A 23322-nucleotide genomic window follows, 5' to 3' on the forward strand; every position below is an offset into this window, starting at 1 on the left:
AAAAAGAGTGAGCGTTTCCGCTCACTCCTTCCGACGACTTATTCTTTTATAATCATACACCATTGTGTCAGTAAATGCAAGGACCTACCAACCTAACGGCTTTGGAATAGCCTTTCCTTAAAAATCAAATAAAGAAAGTTGATTTTCATCGGGTAAGTTTTTCAACACTCCGTTTTCATTCATGTAATCAATGATTGTCTTTGAAACTTTCCCTCTTGTCGCCAAATCTTCTTTGGATAAGAATGGTTGGTTTTCCCTGGCTTGAACAATCTGGTTCGCCACGTTGCCGCCTAGTCCCGGAATAGCCCGGAACGGCGCAATCAGCGTATCCCCCTCGATCACGAAATTATTCGCGTGCGATTTGTCAAGATCGACCATTTTGAAATTGAAGCCGCGCTCCACCATCTCGTTCGCCAATTCCAGTACGGTAAGCAAACTTTTTTCCTTGACTGAAGCTTCCAACCCTTTATCCATGATTTCTTTCATGCGGGTCTTGATCATTTCTTTCCCTTGCGTCATCGCGACTAAATCGAAATCCTGCGCGCGCACGGAGAAGAAAGCACAATAATAACGGATCGGTTGGTGCACTTTGAAATAAGCGACGCGCAAAGCCATCAATACATATGCCGCAGCATGGGCTTTCGGGAACATATATTTGATCTTCAGGCACGATTGGATATACCATTCAGGTATTTCTTTTGCCCGCATCTCCGCCTGCCAATCGTCTGGGATCCCTTTCCCTTTCCGGACACTTTCCATGATTTTGAAGGCCAAACCATCATCCATACCGTGATGGATCAGATAGACCATGATGTCATCACGACAACCGATAACATCCGCCAGCGGGATATTGTTCTCGCGGATGAGTGTTTCGGCATTGCCCAAATAAACATCTGTTCCGTGGGAAAGACCGGAAATCTGCAGCAATTCCGCAAATGTGTTCGGACTGGTCTGCTCCAGCATTCCCCGGACAAAGCGCGTCCCGAATTCGGGAATTCCGAGTGTCCCGGTTTTACTGAATATTTGTTCAGGCGTGACGCCCAATACATCAGTACCGCCGAAAATCTTCATGACATCCGGATCATTGGGTGGGATCGTCTGGGGATCGATTCCGGATAGATCTTGCAGCATCCGGATTACAGTCGGATCGTCGTGTCCCAGTATATCCAATTTCAGCACGTTATCATGGATAGAGTGGAAGTCAAAGTGGGTCGTTTTCCATTCAGAATCTTGGGCATCGGCCGGGAACTGGATAGGTGTAAAATCATAGACATCCATGTAGTCCGGAATGACGATGATACCGCCTGGATGCTGTCCCGTCGTCCTTTTTACTCCCGTGCAGCCTTTTGCCAACCGATCGATTTCCGCTGACGAGAATCTGAAATTGTGATCCCGCTCATAGGCTTTGACATAGCCAAAAGCTGTTTTATCAGCCACTGTACCTATTGTTCCGGCACGGTACACATATTCCTCACCGAAGAGCTCCTTGGTGTAAGCATGGGCGTGGGCTTGATATTCCCCTGAAAAGTTCAAGTCGATATCAGGTACCTTGTCCCCGTAGAATCCAAGGAAGGTTTCAAAAGGGATGTCGTGCCCGTCTCGGTCCATATCCGCTCCGCATTTCGGGCAGTCCTTCTTTTCCAAGTCGTAGCCGGAACCGATCGAGCCATCTTCATAGAAGTAGGAATATTTGCATTCCGGACACCGGTAATGCGGCGGTAAAGGATTGACTTCCGTTATACCGGTCATGGTGGCTACAAAACTTGAGCCGACCGAGCCCCGGGATCCAACCAGATAGCCGTCCTGGTTGCTTTTCAGAACCAGTTTTTGGGAAATCAGATAGATGACCGAGAAGCCGTTTCCGATGATCGAATTCAGTTCTTTTTCCAGCCTTTTTTCGACCAGTTCAGGGAGTTGTTCTCCGTAGAGGCGTTTGGCTTCATCATAGGAGAGCCTTGTGACTTCCTCATTCGCCCCCTCCATGTTCGGCGTGTACAACTGATCCTTGATTGGGATTATTTCATCGATGCTGTCGGCAATTTTTTGGGAATTAGATACAACGATCTCCTTTGCTTTTTTTTTGCCGAGGAAGGAGAAACAATCCAACATCTCGTCTGTCGTCCGGAAATGGGCTTCCGGCAGATGCAGGACTTTTCCTTGATTCACCTTCAAAGACCCAATCAATATTTCCCGGTAGATGGCGTCTTCCTTGTTCAAGTAATGCACATTCCCGGTTGCGACGACCGTCTTGCCCAATTCATCGCCGATGGCAACGATTTGGGTAATGATCTCTTCCAGATCACTTTCATTTTTCACCAGTTCTCTCGTGATGAGCGGCGCATAGACCTCTTTTGGCATAACTTCGATGTAATCATAGAACTTGGCTTTCGCTTTAGCAGCCTCTGCCCCTTTTTGCATCATCGCCTCAAATATTTCGCCATCGCTGCAGGCAGAGCCGATCAATAAGTTTTCCCGGGATGCTTGCAGAACGCTGCGCGGCAGACGCGGTGTCCGGTAATAATAATCAATATTAGAAGCAGAAATGATTTTGAAAAGGTCCTTCAGCCCATCCTGGTTTTTTGCCAAAATCGTTGCATGGAACGGCCGCGCTCGTTTGTATGAATCGCCGCCGCCGATGTATTTGTTCAGTTCATCATGAAATAGAATGTTGTGTTCTTCGCGGGCTTCCTTCAGGAATATCCAGCAGAGGGCGCCGGTTGTTTCGGAATCATAAACGGCCCGGTGATGCTGTTCCAAACCGACACCATAGCGTTTCGCCAACGTATTCAAACGATGGGATTTCAATTGCGGGTGCAGGAAACGGGACATCTCCAAGGTATCGATTACAGGTTGTGGCGCTTCGGCCATACCATAGCGTTCATAGCTGTTGTTCAAAAAGCCCATGTCAAAGCTGGCATTGTGGGCTACAAGAATGGTCCCCTCGGCGAATGCAGCGAACTCCTCGAGCACCGTTTTTTCCGGCTTGGAATCGCGGACCATATCATCGGTTATGCCCGTCAATTGGATGGTCGTCTGCGATAACGGATGGCCCGGATTGATGAATTCTTCGAATGTTTCGATGACATTTCCTTTGTACATTTTTACGCCAGCCAGCTCGATGATCGTGTCGTAAACTGCCGATAACCCCGTTGTTTCAACGTCGAATACGACATAGGTCGCTTCACTTAGATCCTCATGGACCGGATTATAGGCTATCGGAACGCCGTCATCGACGACATATGCTTCAATTCCGTACAATATTTTTACGTTATTCGCTTTTCCGGCTGCGTGAGCATCCGGATAGCCTTGCGCAGCAGCATGGTCGGTCAGAGCGATGGCCTTATGTCCCCATTTTGCCGCTTGTTTGACAAAATCACCGATCCCATTGGTGGCATCCATCTGACTCATATTTGAATGCAGGTGCAATTCCACCCTTTTTTCGTCTTCAGGCGCACGATCTTTCCGTTCCGCATGAGCAACTTCGTTCACGTCTCGGCCGTTCACAACCAGATCCCGCATGAAAGTGTCTTCTTGGACACTCCCGCGCACGCGCACCCAGATTCCTTTTTTGACAAGCTCAAAGTTCTGTTCATCCGTTTCATTCGACGAAAACAGTTTTACCGAAAAGGAAGAGGTATAATCCGTCATTTTAAATACGAGCAGTTTCCGCCCGGACCGCAATTCGCGGATTTCACTGTCGAAAATATAGCCTTCGATGACCACCGAACGCTCTTCTTCGGTGATTGAGGCCATCTGCTTGATTTCTTCCTTGCTGGAAATCTGTCTGCCGATCAGCAAGGGGCCGTTATTGCTGCCTTTAGATTGCGAGCCGTCGCTGCGCTGTCTATCCTGCTGATTTTGTTTGATGGCTTCCTCTGCTTGTTTGACCAACATTTCATCCTGTTCTTGTTTTCGGGCCAGATATTGTGCCATTCTGGCTTCGGATGCTGCCTCGTCCACTTCGATTATGATCTGGAAACTCGGAAATCCCAAGACCAGGTAATTCTGTTGGATAATGGACAAGTAGTTGTCTGCCAAATGATTTTTGGTGATTTCGTTTTCAACACTGATAACGACTTTATTGTCCAAAACAACGGGTGTATGTTTGGCAAAAAGACTCAGAACCAGTGGTGATGATATATTGCTGCGTTGGACGACTGTTTCCCAATAGTCCAAGATGCTCTCATTCGTCAAAATCGGTTTCCTGGTTTTGATCTGAAAATCGATTGTGGCGATGGATTGGAATTTTATTTTCATGTGGTTCATCAAAGCAGTGAACACTTCGAAAGGCAGAACGTTATCAAAAACGAACTGAAATGACCATAATTTTGATTTTTTATGCACGATGACTTGTTCGATTTCCCCGTTTTCAAAATACGGTAGATACTCCGGCTGGTGATGCAAATTTATCTGTTCCAACATCTGCTGGAACAATTCATGTTTCGATAACGACATTTGATCTCTCCTTCTCAACTAACAAACAAAAAGATTCAAAGAATGAACGTTCCTTTCTTTGAATCTTCTTATTTTCTTCCTATCATTGGCCAAAGAAAAATCTTTGAATATCATTCCAAGTGACGATGACCATCAGCAGAAGCAACAGCCCCATTCCGATAGCCGTGATGATGCCTTCCTTCTCTGGATCCAACGGCTTGCCTCTGATTCCTTCAACTAGGTTCAGCAGTAGTTTCCCGCCATCCAATGCTGGAATCGGCAATAGATTCACGACACCAAGGTTGATGCTCAAATAGGCCAGAAAACTGAGTACGCTCAGAAAGCCATAATCAACGACTTGCTCGGTGGCCGCATAAATAGCGACAGGCCCGCCGAATGAGTCAGCCTGAAAGCCGGTCCTGAACATGGCAAAGACCAATCCGAAAATGGAAGTGGCAATCACCCAAAATTCTTTGAATCCGTAGCTGATTTTAGCCATCAGCGTGCGATTCATCGGGACAGCGACACCGATCAAACCATACTCGTTGCCTTGTTCATCAGTTTTCGTGTCAGGTGTGACGAGGACATCACGCGCTTCTTCTCCATCAGTCACGACTGTAAGTGTGATTTGGTTGCCCGGATTGGCTTGGATGGCCGTAACCAGTTCCGTCCAGTCAGCGGTTGCATCGCCATTAACAGCCAATACCTCATCATTCTCCCGCAATCCGGCTGCTTCCGCCGGGCTGTCAGGTTGGATTTCTCCCAAGCGACTCTCGTTTACTGTAACGCCGCCTTGCACGAACGCAATCGCGATGAATACCGCGATACCCAAAATGAAATTATTCATCGGTCCGGCGAAGTTTGTCAGCATCCGTTTCAGCAAAGGCGCTGATTGGTATTGTACATCGATGGGAGCGATCTGAACTTCTGTTCCGTCGGTCTCGATGATTGTCGCATCGCGTTTTACTGCGTATCTAACGGGTTCTGAACTTCCCGGAATGATTCCTTTTATGAAAAGTGCGTGTTCCAGATCAGCCTCCAGTAATTCTATCGGCACAGCCTGCAAATGCTGTTTGTTGCTCAAATCTATTTGAATGACCTGTTGCTCTTCATCAAGGGTGATGTTAAGCGGCATACCCGGTTTCAACTCGGTGTCCTCATCCCCGATGCCGGCCATCCGCACATAACCACCGATGGGCAGCATCCGGATTGTGTAGGTTGTCCCGTTTTTGCGATGAGAGAAGATTTTCGGTCCCATGCCGATTGCGAATTCACGAACCAGAATGCCAGCTTTTTTCGCAAAATAGAAATGGCCGAATTCGTGGATGATCACTAATATGCTGAACACGATGATGAACGTTATGATTGTCTGAAACATGTAATCCCTCCCTTTTTGTAGCGTGTCTTCGCTTTGTTAAAAGATGAAATGCAGAAAAATATGGAACACCGGCATCACAAAAAGCGTGCTGTCAAAACGATCAAGCATGCCGCCGTGTCCGGGTAATATCTTCCCGGCATCCTTGACGCCAAAATAACGTTTGAATGCCGATTCTACCAAATCCCCCATCTGGCCACAGACCGAAAGTAAGGCTGCCAGCATGATCTGGAGTCCTAAAGATAACTCCAGCGGATTGTAGTAATGGAAAAATACGATGGCGATCAGCACAGCGGCTATCGAACCGCCGACAGATCCTTCGATTGTTTTATTTGGGCTGATAGCCGGAGCCAACTTGTTTTTGCCAATTTTTCTTCCGATCATGTATGCGCCGATATCCGTTCCCCAAATGATGAACAACACTAAGAGCACCATCCAAAAACCGATGTCCCTTGTCTGCATGAAATAATAAAATCCTCTCCCGACATAAAGGGAGATCAGGACAGAAGCGGCTGCATCGTCGAAGGTAAAATCGTTCCGCGAGAACACAGTAAAAATGAACAGTACCAACGCCTCCAGATAAATTAAAAGCATCGCATCGATGCCATCGGGGATGAACTGCAGATAAGATTCCGGCAACATCAATAATACGGTCGCCAAAGCAGTGATGATACCTTCGACACTGAAGATGGACAGCTTTTTCATCTTCAATAGTTCTTGAACAGCGATCAAACCGATTGCTGTCATGAGCAGTTGCAGCGGCAGTCCCCCAAGCCACAAGAATGGGATGAATACTGCGGCAGCCACTAAGCCTGTGATTACTCTTTCCTTCATAATATCCTCCCTATATGCCGCCGAAACGACGATTGCGATGCTGATATTCTGCTAAAGCCGCCCGCAAGCTGGCTATCGAAAAATCAGGCCAAAATTCTTCCGTAAAGTACATTTCGCTGTACGCTGCCTGCCACAGCAAGAAGTTGCTGAGTCGGATTTCTCCACTGGTGCGGATCAGCAAGTCAGGATCCTGCCATTCACCAAGACCGCTTGTGAATAGGTAACCAGAGAATACGTCATCAGTGATTGCGTCTGCCGAGAGTTTTCCTGCTGCGACATCGTGCGCAATCATCGTTGTAGCTTGAAGGATTTCAGCCCTGGAACCATAATTCAACGCAAAATTCAAAATAAGACCGGTATTGTCCTTTGTCTTTTCGATTGCATTTTGCACGACTTTAAGCGTCTTCTCGGGCAACTGATCGATCCAGCCGATGGTCGTCACTTTGATGTTGTTCTGCATCAACTCCGGCATAAAGACATCAAAAAAATCGATGGGCAATCCCATCAAAAAATTGACTTCGTCAGTCGGACGTTTCCAGTTTTCAGTCGAAAAGGCATACAGCGTCAATACCTTCACATTAAGGCGGCTTGCCTCTATGGTTATCTTTTTAACCGTATTCATACCCTCTTTGTGTCCGTAAACCCGTGGCATCAGTTTTTTCTTTGCCCAACGGCCGTTCCCATCCATAATGATGGCAACATGAGCTGGAATGATGCCATTTTCGTCAAACTGCAAATCTGTTTTTGGATTCTCACTCTTGAATAGAGCCATGCTTTATCCCTCACTTTTTCATAACTCTTTTTATTTTAACAAAAACCCGCCTGAATTCCTATGATTAACCGGAATTTATATAATTTTTAAAAAGAGCCAGGGCACAAATCATTCGAAATGATTTGTGCCCTGGCTGCTTCCCAACGAATGGAATGTTAAACGTCCAAAATTTCTTTTTCTTTGTCCGCCGTTATTTTGTCTATTTCTTTGGAAGATTTGTCGGTGAACTCTTGTACTTTCTTTTCATAAGTCCGTAACTCGTCTTCTGTGATTTCTTTGTTCTTTTCTGCTTTTTTCAACGCCTCGATGGCATCACGGCGAATATTGCGGATAGAAATCTTAGCTGCCTCGTTTTCTTTGCCAACAGTTTTTGCCAACTCTTTACGACGCTCTGAAGTCAATGCCGGAATCACCAAACGAATGACGTTGCCGTCATTGGCTGGGTTGATGCCCAAGTCGCTTTGGTAAATCGCGCGTTCGATATCACCGATACTGGATTTGTCGTAAGGTGTGACCAACAACATGCGTCCTTCAGGAATCGTGATGGATGCTAATTGATTCACTGGTGTGCTCGTTCCGTAGTATTCAACTTCGATACGATCCAATAAACTCGCATTCGCGCGGCCTGCTCGAATCGAGCCTAGTTCGCGGATCAGTGCAGCTTCCGTTTTTTTCATTCTGTCGATCGCATTATCAAGGATTTCTTTAACCATAATTATTTCCCCCTAACAGTCGTTCCGATATCTTCTCCCATTATAACACGGCGAATATTCCCTTGTCTGTTTAAGTTAAATACAACCAGCGGGATGTCGTTATCCATGCTTAATGAGCTTGCTGTAGTATCCATTACTTGCAATCCTTTGGAAATAACATCCAAATGAGTCAATTCAGAGAATTTAGTTGCATTCAAGTCCTTCATCGGATCGGATGAATAGACCCCATCAACATTGTTCTTAGCCATCAAAATAACATCAGCATTGATTTCAGCGGCACGAAGGGCTGCTGTCGTGTCAGTAGAGAAGTATGGATTGCCGGTACCGGCAGCAAATATCACTACGCGTCCTTTTTCAAGGTGACGGACAGCTCTTCTGCGGATATACGGTTCGGCAATTTGTCTCATTTCGATGGAAGTCTGAACACGGGTAGGAACCCCTTCATTCTCCAAGGCATCCTGAAGAGCCAGAGAATTCATGACAGTCGCAAGCATGCCCATATAGTCGGCTTGCGCTCTCTCCATACCCATTTCAGCGCCTGTCGTGCCGCGCCAAATATTGCCGCCGCCCACAACGATAGCTATCTCCACACCCAAGTCATGTACTTCTTTGATTTCTTTTACGATTTCTTCAATCGTCGGTGGGTTAATTCCGAAACCGGTGTCGCCCGCTAAAGCTTCACCACTTAGTTTTAAAACAACGCGTTTGTATTTTGGTTCACTCATTCTATATTTCCCTCCGTAATTGGCTGACCCCTGATTAATCAGGCTTATGACTATGATAAAAAAGCCCCAATTAAGGGGCAATTTTCATTATTTTTTAACTTGGCTCATTACTTCTTCTGCAAAGTCCACAGAGCGTTTCTCGATACCTTCGCCTACAGCGTAGCGAACGAATGATTTAACAACGCCGCCTTTTGAAGCAGCAAATTGTGAAACTGTTTGATCTGGATCTTTAACGAATGGTTGGTCGTTCAATGAAATTTCGCTCAAGAATTTGTTCAAACGGCCTACGATCATTTTTTCAACGATGTTAGCTGGTTTGCCTTCGTTCAAAGCTTGTTCAGTCAGAACTTTCTTTTCATGCTCAAGTTCTTCTGCGGAAACTTCGTCGCGAGAAACATATTTAGGATTGATGGCAGCGATGTGCATAGAAATATCTTTAGCAGCATCAGCATCCGTAGAGCCTTCCAAAACTGTCAATACAGCGATACGTCCGCCTTGGTGCAGGTATGCGCCGAAAGCATCAGCATCTGTTTTTTCAACGATAGCAAAGCGACGCAAAGTAATTTTTTCGCCGATTACAGTAGTAGCATTCAAGATGACATCGTTCAATGAGCCGTCTGCAGTTTCGATCGCTAAAGCAGCTTCCAACGTTTCTGGTTTGTTTTTAGCGATGATTGCTGTAATATCAGCTACCAAGTTTTGGAATTTGTCGTTTTTCGCAACAAAGTCAGTTTCGGCATTGATTTCAGCGATAACAGCTGTATTTCCGTCAACATATACGTTTGCAAGTCCTTCAGCAGCGATACGGTCAGCTTTTTTGGCTGCTTTTGCCATACCATTTTCTCTTAGGTAGTCAACCGCTTTGTCCATGTCGCCATCGACTTCTACTAGAGCTCTTTTAGCATCCATCATGCCTACGCCTGTCATGTCGCGTAATTCTTTAACCATTTTTGCTGTTACTTGTGCCATTTTATGATTCCTCCTGAATATTCTTTTTCATAAAAAAAGCTGCCCCAAAGAGATAGAAAAGATGTCGGCTACCTAATTGGCTATATCTTTCTTCTTTTCTGAGACAGCTCATTGCTTCAAACTAAATAGGAAATATTATTCGTTGTCGCCTTCAACGACTTCAACGATTTCTTCTAATGAAGTTGCTTCGTCAGCTTCAGCCGCAAAAGTTTCTTCAACAGAAATTTCAGCTTGATCATTTCCTTGGTTGCCTTCGATGAAAGCATCAGCCATTTTAGCAGTGATCAATTTAACTGCACGGATAGCATCGTCATTTGAAGGGATTACTACGTCGATTTCATCTGGATCACAGTTAGTGTCAACCATAGCGACGATAGGAATGTTCAATTTGTGCGCTTCTTGAACAGCGATTCTTTCTTTTCTTGGGTCAACGATGAACATTACATCCGGGATTCTAGGCATATCTTTGATACCGCCCAAGAATTTTTCCAAACGTTCTTGTTCTTTTTTCAAGATTGAAACTTCTTTTTTAGGAAGTAGTTCGAAAGTGCCGTCTTCAGACATAGCTTCGATTGATTTCAAACGTTTGATACGTTTTTGGATAGTATCCCAGTTAGTCAAAGTACCACCTAACCAACGGTGATTTACGAAGAACTGACCTGAACGGATAGCTTCGTCTTTAATTGAATCTTGCGCTTGTTTTTTAGTCCCTACGAATAAAGCTACGCCGCCTTCTTCAGCAACATTAAGCATATATTTGTATGCTTCGTCTACTAATTTTACGGTTTTTTGCAAGTCGATGATGTAGATACCGTTTCTCTCTGTAAAGATGTATCTCTTCATTTTTGGGTTCCAACGACGAGTCTGGTGACCGAAGTGTACGCCTGCTTCCAATAATTGTTTCATTGAAATTACTGCCATGTTTATTTCCTCCAAGTTTGTTTTTATTTTCCTCCCCCGATTTCTTCTACAGCAGAAACTCATCTTACGATAAGCAACGTCCGCCGTATCGATCAAGGTGTGAAATGTGGTTTTGCACCGTTGATAATTATATCGAATTACGCTGAAAGAAGCAAGCCTTTTTTCTGAAAATGAATAACAGAAACTTTTTTATAGGATATATCAGGATTGTATCCCCAGAATCTGCTTGATATCATCATTCGTCAACCGTTGTCTGTTGAGCGCTTCTTCCCCTTCCGATACGACCAACTGATCAAAGAGCATTTTTTTATCTTGCTGGAGTTGATTGATTTTCTCTTCGATGGTTCCCTCTGCAATGAAACGATACACTTGCACGTTTTTCTTTTGTCCGATGCGATGCGCTCTGCCTGCGGCTTGCTCTTCGACTGCCGGGTTCCACCACAGATCGAAAAGGATGACAGTGTCAGCGCCAGTCAGGTTCAGCCCGGTACCGCCCGCCTTCAGTGAAATCAAAAAGACGTCCGTATTGCCTTCGTTGAACTGATTTACGAGCGTAATTCTTTCTGCAGGTGGGGTTTTTCCGCTGAGGTACAGATGACTTAAGTTTTCCTTGGCCAATTCCGCTTCAATCAACTTGAGCATCGAAGTGAACTGTGAAAAAACCAAAACATGCTGGTTGTTTTCTTGAGCATTCCTCAATATTTCGACCAGTTGCTCCAATTTACCGGATCCTCCCTCATAAACCGGATCCACCAAACGGGGATCACAGCAAATTTGACGCAAACGAGTCAACCCGGCCAAGATTTCCATCCGGTTCCGTTGGAAATCCTCACTGTCATAATCAGATACCTTTTCCTGCAGTTGCTGCAGATAAGCCAAATACATGACTTTCTGTTCACGGTTTAGACTGCTGTATATGTCCGCTTCCGATTTCTCCGGCAGGTCGCCCAACACATCCGCCTTCAACCGCCGCAACATAAAGGGTTTGGCTGTTTTCGAAATATCTTCGAGTGGCATTTTTTTGAATTCCTGCAATTTTGGAAATAACCCAGGCAGGATCAATTGGAATATCGCCCAAAACTCCGTTACGCTGTTCTCGATCGGCGTACCGCTCAATGCTATGTTGACTCGGGCGTTCAATTTCGCAATGGCACGGAACGTCTTGGTGTTATAGTTATTGACGTACTGGGATTCATCCAGAATCATCGCATAGAAATCACACTTTTGATAAGATTCGATGTCCTGACGGAAACTTTGATAAGATGTGATTGCGATACCGCTCTCCGGCAGTTGGGACAATTGCTCTTCCCGTTCCTTTTTCACGCCGCTGATGACGCTGATCTGAAGCAAAGGTGCGAATTTCTGGAATTCGTACTTCCAGTTGTATATCAGCGAAGCCGGAGCGATCACGAGAGCAGGTTTATTTTCGTTTTTGCCTTCTTCTACTTCACTGAGCAAGAAGGTGATCAGCTGTAGCGTCTTACCGAGTCCCATTTCATCAGCCAAAATACCACCCAAACCATAGTTGGCAAGGAACTTTAGCCATTTGAAGCCGGTCGCTTGATAGGGACGCAAATCCGCTTGCAACGATTTCGGCAGTTCAGCGGGAAACTCATCCGGGTGCTTGATGAAATGATAAAGTTCATTAAGGAAAGCTTGACTGCCTACCTCAGGGTTCAAGTCATTGATTTCTTTTTCAAGCGTCAGGCTTTTTATCATCGGCATGGACAGAATCCCCTCACGAACTTGTGACTCATCTTTGATCAACGAAAGGAAGCGATTCATCTCCCTCATTGTTTCCGTCTCCAAAGACAATATTCGCCCGTCCTCCGTCTTGTAATAGGCGTCATTTTTTTTTAAACTGTTCAGTAATTTGTCTATTTCATTATCCGAAATTCCGTCAACATCAAAACGAATATCCAAAAAAGAATCCCTTGTTCTGCGTTGGACTGAAGTTGACACGACTGTGTCCTCGACTACCAGGTTCTGCAGATCCGGACTTAATTCCACTTCAGCATAGCGGCGCAATGTTGGTACTTTTCTGTAAAGAAAGCTGAATAGGTCGATATCTTTTGCAGCCAGGAAAGATATTTGGTTCTCGATGATGTTGAATTCCAAAGCTTCCAACACCTGCAGGATTCTCTCTTCCGCTATTGTGTCTCTGATCAAGAATTGGGAAGCCGTTTTGGCAGCGCGGTTTTGATTGAAGACTGTTTCTCCGTATTTGAATAAAATTTCCCCTTTTATCCGTTTTGTCGGGCCGCGGAAATGGATTGAGACAGTCAATGGTTCATCGATGATGTTACGTTCCAGTTCATCGCTGAAGTGCACTGTTCCGATCTGTTTCAACAACGGGATAACGTAGGTCAGCAAATCCGATACATCGGACTCTTCGACTCCGATCACATCTGAATCCTCAAAACGTTTCTCAAAAAAAGAGAGGTATCCTAACAGTTTATGCTGTTGCGCACTGAGCGGATGGATTTTGTTGGCTTCGATTAACCAGTCGTACTCCAATAGATGAGTAATGTTGTCGCGCTGGATGCGAAGCTCTATTCCTCTGCCTTTTTTTCCCAACAGGAATTGATAACCCGGTTTTTCGGGACTGATCTGTACATCCGGATATGTATCATCACCGTCAATCCATTCCACCCTGCCGGTTTGGATTAAATCTTCCAAAAGGGAGTGCGCTGAACTCGGCGGAATAATCAGATAGGAATCCAATTTTCTGGCCGTGACATTCAACAATTGCTTGTTCAACGCCGCGGGTTGCTCTTCCAACAATTTATGCAGTCGATGGATGATGGCTTGGTCCGATTCTTGTATCTTCACAGACCGAAAGTCGATCGCATCTCCAAGACGGTAATCCCATTTTTCTTGTTTGGTGAATTGTTCCGTAAATTGTTCTATATTTGTAACCATATACGATTTATCAATCCCTGCACGCAAGGAAAGAGCTAATACATGTTCACCTGTGTTTTGCATCAGATTATTTGGTTTCATGCGGAGAATCTGCAGCGTATACTGCACTAAAAAATCAGCTCGGGTCGTCAGGCTCTGGGCACCTTTATTTTCTTGGAAGAAAATCTGCGTCAAGTCATTCACAAATTCCTGACCGGCAGCTTCTGCATCTACCTGAAACTGCTCTGCACTGCTTTCCGTCAAAATTCGGGTGCCGCATTTCTCTTTCAGATATAATTCAACAGCGATCGTATGCTTGCAATACTGATGGTTTTTCCAGTATTTACACTGGCATAGATCCTGTTCTCTGGCTGTACCATCTAAGGTGACATGATACATTTTACTGCCGAGCACTTCACAATGCCAAACCTGAGTGTGGAAATCCGGTTGTACGGATAGCACACGGTCCTCATTCACATATTCGCGTCCCTCTTGTATCAACTTGTCCGGCATACTCCATTTCACGCTATCACTTCCTCTGTTTCTTGCTGTCCACTCTTTATTGTACTGCAATTCCGTCGAAAAATATACCTTCTTCCCCATTGACGCTTGCCGGAGATGAATATTTAGCTTGAAATATTACACAAACTATCACATACTAATTAGCATAATGCTAAAGCAAAAGGAGACCTGTCATGTTTTTTAAAGCAGTTGTTAACATTGTGAGATTTCTGGTCTGGATAGTGAACGGCAAGACCGAAATCCAAAACAAAGAGTACATTCCAAAGGATACAGTCTTCATCCTTGCAGCACCCCACAGAAGTCTGCTGGATCCAGTTTTTATTTCTTTTGGTGTTTACCCGCATATCTTTTCCTCAATGGCGAAGCAAGAGCTTTTCAAGGGGAAATTTATCACCTGGGTACTCACTCATGTGAACGCGTTCCCTGTCAATCGTGAAAACCCGGGTCCGAGTGCACTGAAACAGCCTGTTTCCATCCTGAAAGAAGGAAAAACCAATCTGCTGATTTTTCCGACCGGATCGAGACATTCCGCCGAAATCAAAGGTGGGACTTCATCCATAGCCAAATTGGCCAATGTACCGATCCTCCCAGTTGTCTATCAAGGCCCGCTCACATTCAAAGATCTTATTTTGAAACGCAAAAAAGCGACAGTCCGCTTCGGCAAGCCCATATACCTGCCGAAGGAAAAGCGGATCTCCAGAGAAGAATTGGCGGCCTACGACGAATTGCTCGGGACTACTTTCCGTCAGTTGGATCAGGAAATCGATCCGAACTTTGTGTATGTAGCGAAATAAATCAGCTGATGTTTGATGTCAAGTATGCAGCAGCTTTCAAAAAAAAAACAGCACCGGAAAATTTCCGGTGCTGTTTTTTGGCATTGCTGCCGATTCGTTTGGTCAATCGTTCATTGACTGGAGCATGTACATGTCATAATAGGTTCCCCGCTTGGCGATCAGTTCTTCATGTGTGCCTCTTTCGATGACGCGCCCTTTGTCCAGCACTAGGATCAGGTGAGCATCCCTGATGGTCGACAAACGATGTGCGATCGCAATCGTTGTTCGGCCTTCACGCATCTTGCGCATGCTTTCTTGGATCAACAGCTCCGTTTCGGTGTCGATATTGGCCGTTGCCTCATCGAGGATGAGCACTTTTGGATCCCGTAAAATCGTACGGGCAAACGAAATCAATTGACGCTCGCCGCTTGAATAGCTGGCTCCTCGTTCAATCACTTTTGCGTGGTAACCTCCGGGAAGCGACTCGATGAATGAATCAGCATGCACAAACGCAGCCGCAGCCTCTATTTCCCGATCGGTGTAGTCCTTATTCATCAATCGGATATTATGCGAGATGTCGCCGTAGAAGAGGAAAGAATCCTGAAGGACCAAACCTATTTTCGAACGGATTTCCTCGATTGGATATGCCTTTATCGATTTCCCATCAATCAAAATTTCGCCCTTCTCGAATTCGTAAAAACGCAACAAGACATTGATGATCGAGCTTTTACCGCTGCCGGTATGTCCAACCAACGCTACCGTTTCACCCGGATTGGCTGTAAAGCTGATGCCTTTCAGCACATCCTGTTTCCCGTCATAAGAGAAAGAAACATCTTTAAATTCGATTCTGCCCTGACTGATCTCCAATTCCGAATCTGCGGGTTGATTTGGCGCCAATTCGGCGTTATCCAATACACTCAGGACCCTGGAACTGGAGACGATACCGTCCTGCAGGGCGCTGAGGTTGTCCATCATCATTCCCATAGGACGGAAGAAATTTTGAATATAGGTAGTGAATGCATAAATGACCCCCAACTCCACAACGCCGTTCAAAGTCTGGTAGCCAAATAACCAAAGGACAATCGCCAAAGCAATTGCCTGCAATAGGTTGACGACCGGCATCAACATCAAAGCATTCATCTGGACCATCGCTACGCGACCTTTACTGTAATCATCATTGATTGCATCAAATTCTGCGCGCAGACGTTTTTCTTGGCGGAACTGCTGAATGATTGCCATACCGGAAATGGATTCATTTAATTTCGTATTCAGCTGGCTCAGTCTTTCACGCATCGTCCGGTAGACACGTGTGCTGTATTTTTGATAATACCAAATCAGACCTGCCATTATCGGGACAAAAACGATGAAGAGCAAGGAAATCTGCTTGTCCAATGTCCACATTGCGATGAACACGGTAATGATGCTGAAAATCCCTTCTGCCAAAGCCAAAAACACATTCCAGAATTCTTTGATGGTTTCTGTGTCATTGGTGACGCGAGACACAATCGAACCAGCTGGAGTTGTATCATAATAACGCATCCCCAATTGATTGATTTTACGGAAAACAGCATTTCGGATATTCTCGACAGTTTGTTCGGATGCCATGCTGAATATATAACGCTGCAGATAAGTGACTAACATCTTCAGCAGTATGGATCCCAGATAGGCCATCGCAAAAAACAGACTGATATTGGTCGTGACATCGCCCACAGCCAGATAATCATCCATATAAATTTGGATGATTCGCGGGGCCACAACATTCACCAACGATAACGCGATACTGAAAAGCAAGGCGATGAAAAATTGATAACGAAAAGGATGGGCAAATCGGAAAATTCTTTTGATTACCCGTAGCTGTTCCTTCAATGGAATTGTCTTAGACCATACTGATCCACTCATGCTTCATCCTTCCCTTCCAATTTGGTTTCGAGTTGTTGTTTTTCATACATTCTTCGGTACCAACCATTCAATTCCATTAACTCATGATGAGTCCCGCGTTCGACGATGCGTCCTTCATCAAGAACAATGATTTCATTCGCATGCATCACACTGCTGATCCGATGGGCTGCGATGATTGTTGTCTGGTCGGCTCGTTGTTGCTTGAGTCCCGTCAAGATTGCTTCTTCGGTTTTCGCGTCCACAGCAGATAAAGAATCATCCAAAATAAGCAGTTCTGGTTCGGTGACTAAGGCTCGCGCAATCGCTATCCGTTGTTTTTGCCCACCTGACAGAGAAACACCTCTCTCGCCGACCAGCGTATCGTATCCAGCGGGGAAGCCAAGGATATCATGATGAATGGCCGTCAAGCGCGCTGCCTCCTCCACCTTTTGCTGGCTGATGGATGGATCAGCGAAACGGATATTTTCCCTGACGTCAGAAGAAAACAGAAAGTTGTCTTGGGGAACGTAACCGATTCCGCTCAGCAATGCATCCAATGAATAATCGCGAATATCGAGCCCATTGTAGTTGATGCTGCCTGTATATTGGTCATACTCACGCAACAGCAGACGGAAAATCGTACTTTTGCCCGATCCAGTTCTGCCGACAATCCCTAACGTTTGCCCCCGCTTTAAATGGAAGGTGACATCATGGAGGCTAATTTCTTTGCTGTTTTGATAGTTGAATGAGGATACCTGAAAATCCAAATCGCCTGAAACCACAGTCCGGATGGCATTTTTCTGCTCCTGGATCGTTGATTTTTCCTTCAGAAGCTCATCAATCCTGCTATAACTGGCACTGCCTCGCTCAAGTACATTGAAAAGTCTGCCCACTGCCAACATTGGCCACGCCATCATTCCGATGTAACTGATGAACGAAACCAACTGACCGATACTGATGCTGCCTTCCACGACAAAGCGACCTCCGAATATGATTGTCAGCGCAAATGAAAGCCCCAAAATAAGTTGGATAGCTGGATCAAATAAGGCATCAACCAGATAGACAGATTTATTTTTTGCAACGACATCTTTTGTCATTGCTTCGAAATCACGAATATCCTCTTCTTCTTCACCAAAAGTTTTGATGACTTTGACGCCGGATACGCTCTCTTGCGTTTTGTCATTCAAACTCGAGAAAGCGGCCTGTGCTTTGCGGAATCGTTTATGCATCTTTTGTCCGAGGATTCGTGACACCAACGTCAAAGCCGGCAATGGGATCATAGCAATGAGCGTCAAACGCCAATCGATCAAGAAGAACATCGTAAAGAGCGTGATCCCGCCTGAAGAAATTGAATCTGCCAATGTCAGGATACCTGCGCCAGCGACCATGCGGATGGCATTCAAATCATTCGTCGCATGCGCCATCAGATCGCCTGTCCTGTACTTTTGGAAGAAGACAGCATCCATTTCGGTGAAATGCTTGAACAATCTTGACCGAAGTATCTTTTCCAGTTCTGCTGAAGTTCCCCAAATCTTCATCCGCCAAATATAACGGAAGAGGTACTGCAGCACGCCCGCTATCAATATGATCGCTGTCCACTTCCACAAAGACGCCATCGTTAACGTGCCAAGTGCTATTTCATCGATAATGATTCCGACGATGCGCGGCGATACAACCTGAAGTATAGCCACAATGATCAGGAAAAAGACGCCCACAAAATAGGCTTTCCATTCCTGACGAAAAAACCAACTCAATTTTTTGAAAATACTCACGGATATTTCCCCTTTCTTGCGTTTATTCAGACAAAATAAAAATGTGGAACCGTAAAGATCCACATTTTGTATATTATTTCATTAGTCTATTTCTTTTTCTTTGTTGATTGTGCTTTCATCGAAGCCATAATTTGTTTAACTTTTCTTTCGGATGGTTTTTGACCCATCTGCATCATCATAGAACGCAACATTTCTTCATTGATCGGTGGATTTTCTTCAAAATATTTTACCATATAACGTCTTGCAAGGAAAAATCCGCCAACCGCGCCTATTACTATTCCTAAAATAACCATCATTACCCATGCTGTTGTTGACACGTATTCATCCCCCTTTCCAAAGCATTCATTCATTAATTGTACTAAAGATTATGAGAAAAAGAAATAGCAATCACGGATAAATTTAGCGATTTTTGGAAAACGCTTCAACATTTGCTGGATTTGTGGCAATACTAGGCATATTCTTACATAATTTTCAAAGAACATGCGAACATCTGTTTGATTTTTTGGGGGATTAATGGTATCCTAAACGATATAAATATAGGATTACGGAGATGATGATCTCATGGTTAAAAATAAAGATTCACGCCAAATTGAAGTGCTTCAATACATTTATGAAGAAGTCCAGGAAAAGGGCTACCCGCCGACCGTAAGGGAAATCGGAAATGCGGTAAAACTGTCATCTACATCTACAGTTCATGGCCATCTGTCGCGTCTTGAAAAAAATGGTTTTATCCAGCGGGATCCTACAAAACCCCGTGCGATAGAATTGACCCAAGCAGGTCTGGACAAATTGGGGATCCTATCAGATAAAATGCCGTTGTTGGGTACTGTCACAGCCGGAGCGCCCATACTTGCCGTAGAAGAAGCAACCGACTATTTCCCGGTTCCCCCGGATCTGCAATCCAATGCGGGATCTTTATTCATGTTGAAAATCCGCGGAGAAAGCATGATCGATGCCGGCATCTTCGATGGCGACTCCGTCATTGTCAGAAAACAGAACACGGCTGAAAACGGAGATATCGTCATAGCCATGACGGACGATGATGAAGCGACCTGCAAACGTTTCTACAAAGAAAATAACTACTATCGTCTGCAACCTGAAAATTCGAGCATGGATCCGATCATCCTGGATTCTGTCCTCATCCTGGGTAAAGTAGTCGGCCTGTACCGGAACCACATCATTTAAAGAACAGTCCTCCAACTGACGCAAAAAGGCTGCCAACCGGCAGCCTTTTTGCGTGTCTATGCTTATTTAGGATTGCTTCTCTTAGTATTCCATCAGCGTGAAGATGTCATACCCTTGGATCAGATCTCTGCCCTTTAAATCCAGCAACTCGATCAAGAACGCCAAGCCCACAACTTCTCCGCCTAATTTTTCAACCAATTCTATAGTCGCGGCTGTAGTGCCGCCAGTAGCCAACAAATCATCACAGACCAGCACTTTATCGCCAGGCAAGATGGCGTCTTGATGCAGTTGCAATGTCGCTTTCCCGTATTCCAGCCCGTAGGATACTTCTACTGTTTCGCGGGGCAATTTGCCTTTTTTGCGGGCCATCGCGAATCCGCAGCCTAATTCCACAGCCACAGGGCAACCGACCATGAAGCCACGCGCTTCAGGTCCGACTACTTTATCAACATTCAAGTCTTGAGCATATTTCACGATTTCCTTGATTGAATAACGATAGGCTTCGCCATTTGCCATCAAAGGGGAAATATCGCGGAAAATGATGCCTTGTTCCGGAAAATCTTTTACGTCAGCAATATATTTTTTTAAATCCATTTTTATGTTCCTCCTAATTATTGAACCATCATCTGTTCATTCAACCATTTTGTCAGTTGCGAAAACGGGCTGTAGATGAATATTTTTTCAGCTTCCATTTTCTGCAGGCGATCTTTGTATACTTGTGTATCAGCCAAAGCCCTTTTGACGGGATTCTTGACCTCATTGATGAAACCATTGTCTATTGTAACAAATCCCGCCTCCAAAAACACTTGAATCATGAAAATGGCAAGATTTTTCTTGATTTTTAAATATTCTGCCAAAGCATCTAATCGATTTCTCACGTCGATATCCTTATGCGAACGGATATACTGGTAAAATTTTGCAAACTGGTCTTTAGGAGGAACGCCATCTGCGTATACGCCATTCGATTCATGAGAGACGACATACACATTTTCGAACTGATTACTCTTCAGGAGATTCGCCAAAAGGTTCAGCTTCAAAGGACATTCGAAGAGCACGAGATTCTTGGCGCTGACGGCCTGCAAGGCATCCACTGTATTGTCCGTGAGCAAGGCCGCATTCGAACTGCTTGGAATACGCTCATAAAATTGTTTCATGATGTTGGAAGTCGAAAATAGATACAAGGCATCTTCCACAGCCAATACCGATTCTTGGATGACCGAACTCCTTTTGTCAAAAAACTGAACATGTTTATTTTTAATGTCCCTCAACTGCAGTTGAGGCTTCGCGCTGTCCCGCCAAACATTAATTGAAAGCTCGCCGATTAGGGAAACGACATCCGCTTCATTCAAATGATTGCTGATGCTCCCCTTATTGAAGCCGATCACATCCAGAAAAAGCTCCTTATCCTTGAGCTTGAACTTTAGATGCTTGTTGTCGGCACCGATTTGTCTGATGTCTGTCAAAGGTACATTTTGGAAGCCGAATATCGGCTTCGGATTGTCGGTACCATATGGTTTCAGCAACTCCAATTCCTTCAAAAACGGCAAGGTGACGTCAGCAAGCGGCAAGATGGCGTCTATATAAATGGATTCGCCCAGCACGATTGCATCATGATAGCGAGCAGCATAGTTGTTGATCTTTTCAGAGAAAGCGGCTAAATCAGCAGCAGGAAGACTCATGCCTGCTGCCATTTTGTGCCCACCGAACTTCGTAAGCGAATCCTTTGCATCTGCCAATGCAGCATAAATGTCCAACGCCTCGGTGCTGCGGGCTGACCCTTTCGCGATACCGGTTTTTTCGTCGATATTAAATAATACGGTTGGCCGTCCAAATTCCTCGACCAATTTGCTTGCCACGATTCCGAGAACGCCCTGATGCCAATTCTTGTTGCCTAACACAACAACGTCCGGCAAATTTTCATTCTTCGCCAATTGGATACGGGCTTCTTCATGGATGGACTGAACTATGCTTTGTCTCTCGACGTTTTTTTCCTGAATATAGGCAACTAATTCAGCAATTTTTTCTTCGTCGAATGACAGCATCAATTCAGCGCCCGGACCCGCATCTTCCAATCGACCGACTGCATTCAAACGTGGTCCGATGATGAAACCGATGCTCTCTTCGTCCAAAACAGCCGTATCTATTCCAGCGGCTTCCATCAATGCAGCCAGCCCGAGCCGATGCGCTTGTTTCATGACTTGTAGTCCTTGTTTCACGATCCAGCGATTTTCGCCTGTCAAACTAACAAGGTCCGCAACAGTGCCGATAGCAGCCAGGTCAAGTGATTCAAAGGGCATTTCCCCCAGAAGGGCCGCCGCGATTTTTAGGGCGACGCCAGCTCCGGAAAGATCCGGGAAAGGATAGGACCCGGCAGGATGTTTCGGGTGGATGACAGCATATGCATCAGGTAAGACAGCCGGCAATTCATGGTGATCGGAAACAATGACGTCTACCCCCATTTTTTTTGCCATCGCTATTGGTTCGTGACCGGAAACTCCGTTATCGCAAGTCAGGATCAGTTGCGCCCCGTTTTCGATCAGTTTTTTGAATGCGGCAGCATTTGGGCCGTAACCATCCGTGAAGCGATTCGGCAAATAATAACCGACATTGCCTCCCAACACTTCAATGGTTTCCACGAGTATGCAAGTACTTGTGATGCCATCCGCATCGTAATCACCATAAACAACGATTTCTTCCCCTGATTCAATAGCTTCAGTCAAACGATGGACGGCTTTATCCATATCGTGCAGCAAATATGGATCATGGAATTCCATTTGGGTCCCTTCGACGAATGCTGTGATTTGTTCCTTTGTTTCAAGTCCGCGCTGCATGCACAGTAGGACGAACTTTTCTGATAAGCCCGTAGCCTGACTGATTCCCAGGCTTATAGATGCATCAATTTCTGATTTGCGTATTTTCCAATTCATCTTTGACGATAACAATTTACCGACTCCTTACTTTGTAAACTATATAGAAGCACTGCAGCTTCCTTAACCGAAAAAAGACTAGAAGCTAAACCCGTTCTAGTCTTTTCTTTCTAACTTGAAGTAGCCATCAAATGAATCTCTAGCTCTGTTTTTATCAAATTTTGCTCGGTTGATCTGGGTTACCAACAGTCAGCTTTTTTATCAACTCTTCTTCAAGCGAATTGATTTTGCTGTCTTTCTGGGATAACTGCATCCGCAGATCGCTCAGTTGCTGTTCGTATCCGGCTTTTGCAGTATCTACGGCTGTTTGGATCTCTTTGCTTTTTGCGTCGACTTCGGCACGCATCTGTTTGAACTCTTTGTTCTTCTTCGTCGCACTCCCTGTCGCAACCAATAAAGTGATGAGCGAGCCCATCAGAAGTGAAACAAGAATGACGATGATCAGAGGTCCATCCAAGACGGCGAACCCAAAATTGACCGGCACAGAATCAACGTTAAAAACGGCAAACAACACAATGATGATGATCAAAATAATACCTGCTACTAATCTCCATTGATTTTTCATTATAATCGCCCCACTCATTTTGATGTTTACACACTCTTATTATCATCTTTTTGCCC

The 23322-nt window shown here is 45.0% G+C and carries 17 protein-coding genes; 2 read left to right on the top strand and 15 right to left on the bottom strand.

What is annotated here, in order from left to right; translation table 11 throughout:
• Positions 1–117: 117 nt before the first annotated feature.
• The 9 genes from TES5_RS02855 to TES5_RS02895 all read right to left on the bottom strand — a co-directional run bounded on the left by TES5_RS02855 (position 118) and on the right by TES5_RS02895 (position 14169).
• A complete protein-coding gene (locus tag TES5_RS02855) occupies positions 118–4455 on the bottom strand; it encodes a PolC-type DNA polymerase III (RefSeq protein WP_068559598.1) in 4338 nt (1445 codons plus the stop codon).
• A gap of 82 nt (positions 4456–4537) precedes the next feature.
• Positions 4538–5812 carry an RIP metalloprotease RseP gene (gene rseP / locus TES5_RS02860; protein WP_068559601.1) on the bottom strand — a complete coding sequence of 425 codons (1275 nt, stop codon included), beginning with the start codon at positions 5810–5812 and terminating at the stop codon, positions 4538–4540.
• A 36-nt stretch (positions 5813–5848) separates the two neighbouring features.
• Positions 5849–6643: a phosphatidate cytidylyltransferase gene (locus TES5_RS02865; RefSeq protein WP_068559603.1), complete on the bottom strand. Its 795-nt coding sequence runs from the start codon at positions 6641–6643 to the stop codon at positions 5849–5851.
• A 10-nt stretch (positions 6644–6653) separates the two neighbouring features.
• Positions 6654–7415, bottom strand: a complete 762-nt coding sequence (locus TES5_RS02870; RefSeq protein ID WP_068559606.1) for an isoprenyl transferase — start codon at positions 7413–7415, stop codon at positions 6654–6656.
• Between the two features lie 155 nt (positions 7416–7570).
• Positions 7571–8128, bottom strand: a complete 558-nt coding sequence (frr, locus tag TES5_RS02875) for a ribosome recycling factor (RefSeq protein WP_068559612.1) — start codon at positions 8126–8128, stop codon at positions 7571–7573.
• 2 nt (positions 8129–8130) lie between these two features.
• Positions 8131–8853 (bottom strand): UMP kinase, encoded by a 723-nt coding sequence (gene pyrH, locus TES5_RS02880; RefSeq protein WP_068559613.1) that lies wholly within the window; start codon positions 8851–8853, stop codon positions 8131–8133.
• Between the two features lie 87 nt (positions 8854–8940).
• Positions 8941–9822, bottom strand: coding sequence for a translation elongation factor Ts (gene tsf, locus TES5_RS02885; RefSeq protein ID WP_068559614.1), 882 nt, complete (start codon positions 9820–9822; stop codon positions 8941–8943).
• 135 nt (positions 9823–9957) lie between these two features.
• On the bottom strand, positions 9958–10743 hold the full coding sequence (gene rpsB / locus TES5_RS02890; RefSeq protein WP_068559617.1) for a 30S ribosomal protein S2: 786 nt from the start codon (positions 10741–10743) through the stop codon (positions 9958–9960).
• A 201-nt stretch (positions 10744–10944) separates the two neighbouring features.
• Entirely contained in the window at positions 10945–14169 is a 3225-nt protein-coding gene (locus TES5_RS02895) for a DEAD/DEAH box helicase (protein WP_068559620.1), read from the bottom strand.
• 170 nt (positions 14170–14339) lie between these two features.
• On the opposite strand from TES5_RS02895, the gene TES5_RS02900 reads away from it, so the two are divergent.
• Positions 14340–14960, top strand: coding sequence for a lysophospholipid acyltransferase family protein (locus tag TES5_RS02900; RefSeq protein ID WP_068559623.1), 621 nt, complete (start codon positions 14340–14342; stop codon positions 14958–14960).
• A 102-nt stretch (positions 14961–15062) separates the two neighbouring features.
• Here the strand turns inward: TES5_RS02900 and TES5_RS02905 are convergent, their stop codons facing one another.
• From TES5_RS02905 to TES5_RS02915, 3 genes are all read right to left on the bottom strand, one after another.
• Entirely contained in the window at positions 15063–16838 is a 1776-nt protein-coding gene (locus TES5_RS02905; RefSeq protein ID WP_068559625.1) for an ABC transporter ATP-binding protein, read from the bottom strand.
• Positions 16835–18589, bottom strand: a complete 1755-nt coding sequence (locus TES5_RS02910) for an ABC transporter ATP-binding protein (protein WP_068559627.1) — start codon at positions 18587–18589, stop codon at positions 16835–16837. Before TES5_RS02910 ends, TES5_RS02905 begins: the two co-directional genes overlap by 4 nt.
• An 86-nt stretch (positions 18590–18675) precedes the next feature.
• Positions 18676–18906 (bottom strand): YneF family protein, encoded by a 231-nt coding sequence (locus TES5_RS02915; RefSeq protein WP_068559628.1) that lies wholly within the window; start codon positions 18904–18906, stop codon positions 18676–18678.
• Positions 18907–19150: 244 nt separating this feature from the next.
• On the opposite strand from TES5_RS02915, the gene lexA reads away from it, so the two are divergent.
• A complete protein-coding gene (lexA, locus tag TES5_RS02920) occupies positions 19151–19774 on the top strand; it encodes a transcriptional repressor LexA (RefSeq protein ID WP_068559629.1) in 624 nt (207 codons plus the stop codon).
• Between the two features lie 81 nt (positions 19775–19855).
• On the opposite strand, the gene TES5_RS02925 is transcribed toward lexA, so the two are convergent.
• The 3 genes from TES5_RS02925 to TES5_RS02935 form a co-directional block, all read right to left on the bottom strand.
• Positions 19856–20368 (bottom strand): adenine phosphoribosyltransferase, encoded by a 513-nt coding sequence (locus TES5_RS02925; protein WP_068559630.1) that lies wholly within the window; start codon positions 20366–20368, stop codon positions 19856–19858.
• 17 nt (positions 20369–20385) lie between these two features.
• A complete protein-coding gene (gene recJ, locus TES5_RS02930; protein ID WP_068559632.1) occupies positions 20386–22716 on the bottom strand; it encodes a single-stranded-DNA-specific exonuclease RecJ in 2331 nt (776 codons plus the stop codon).
• A gap of 139 nt (positions 22717–22855) precedes the next feature.
• The gene (locus TES5_RS02935) at positions 22856–23266 is read right to left on the bottom strand and encodes a LapA family protein (RefSeq protein ID WP_068559634.1); all 411 of its coding nucleotides are present in this window, start codon (positions 23264–23266) and stop codon (positions 22856–22858) included.
• Positions 23267–23322 lie beyond the last annotated feature (56 nt).

Origin of the sequence: Trichococcus sp. ES5 (assembly GCF_900067165.1) — a bacterium.
GTDB classification, from domain to species: domain Bacteria; phylum Bacillota; class Bacilli; order Lactobacillales; family Aerococcaceae; genus Trichococcus; species Trichococcus flocculiformis.

Coding starts and splice junctions, on each gene's coding strand:
- lexA (WP_068559629.1), top strand. CDS start 19,151: ATGGTTAAAAATAAAGATTCACGCCAAATTGAAGTGCTTCAATACATT.
- TES5_RS02865 (WP_068559603.1), bottom strand. CDS start 6,643: ATGAAGGAAAGAGTAATCACAGGCTTAGTGGCTGCCGCAGTATTCATC.
- tsf (WP_068559614.1), bottom strand. CDS start 9,822: ATGGCACAAGTAACAGCAAAAATGGTTAAAGAATTACGCGACATGACA.
- TES5_RS02935 (WP_068559634.1), bottom strand. CDS start 23,266: ATGAAAAATCAATGGAGATTAGTAGCAGGTATTATTTTGATCATCATC.
- TES5_RS02905 (WP_068559625.1), bottom strand. CDS start 16,838: ATGAGTGGATCAGTATGGTCTAAGACAATTCCATTGAAGGAACAGCTA.
- rpsB (WP_068559617.1), bottom strand. CDS start 10,743: ATGGCAGTAATTTCAATGAAACAATTATTGGAAGCAGGCGTACACTTC.
- TES5_RS02925 (WP_068559630.1), bottom strand. CDS start 20,368: ATGGATTTAAAAAAATATATTGCTGACGTAAAAGATTTTCCGGAACAA.
- TES5_RS02870 (WP_068559606.1), bottom strand. CDS start 7,415: ATGGCTCTATTCAAGAGTGAGAATCCAAAAACAGATTTGCAGTTTGAC.
- TES5_RS02900 (WP_068559623.1), top strand. CDS start 14,340: ATGTTTTTTAAAGCAGTTGTTAACATTGTGAGATTTCTGGTCTGGATA.
- TES5_RS02855 (WP_068559598.1), bottom strand. CDS start 4,455: ATGTCGTTATCGAAACATGAATTGTTCCAGCAGATGTTGGAACAGATA.
- rseP (WP_068559601.1), bottom strand. CDS start 5,812: ATGTTTCAGACAATCATAACGTTCATCATCGTGTTCAGCATATTAGTG.
- frr (WP_068559612.1), bottom strand. CDS start 8,128: ATGGTTAAAGAAATCCTTGATAATGCGATCGACAGAATGAAAAAAACG.
- pyrH (WP_068559613.1), bottom strand. CDS start 8,853: ATGAGTGAACCAAAATACAAACGCGTTGTTTTAAAACTAAGTGGTGAA.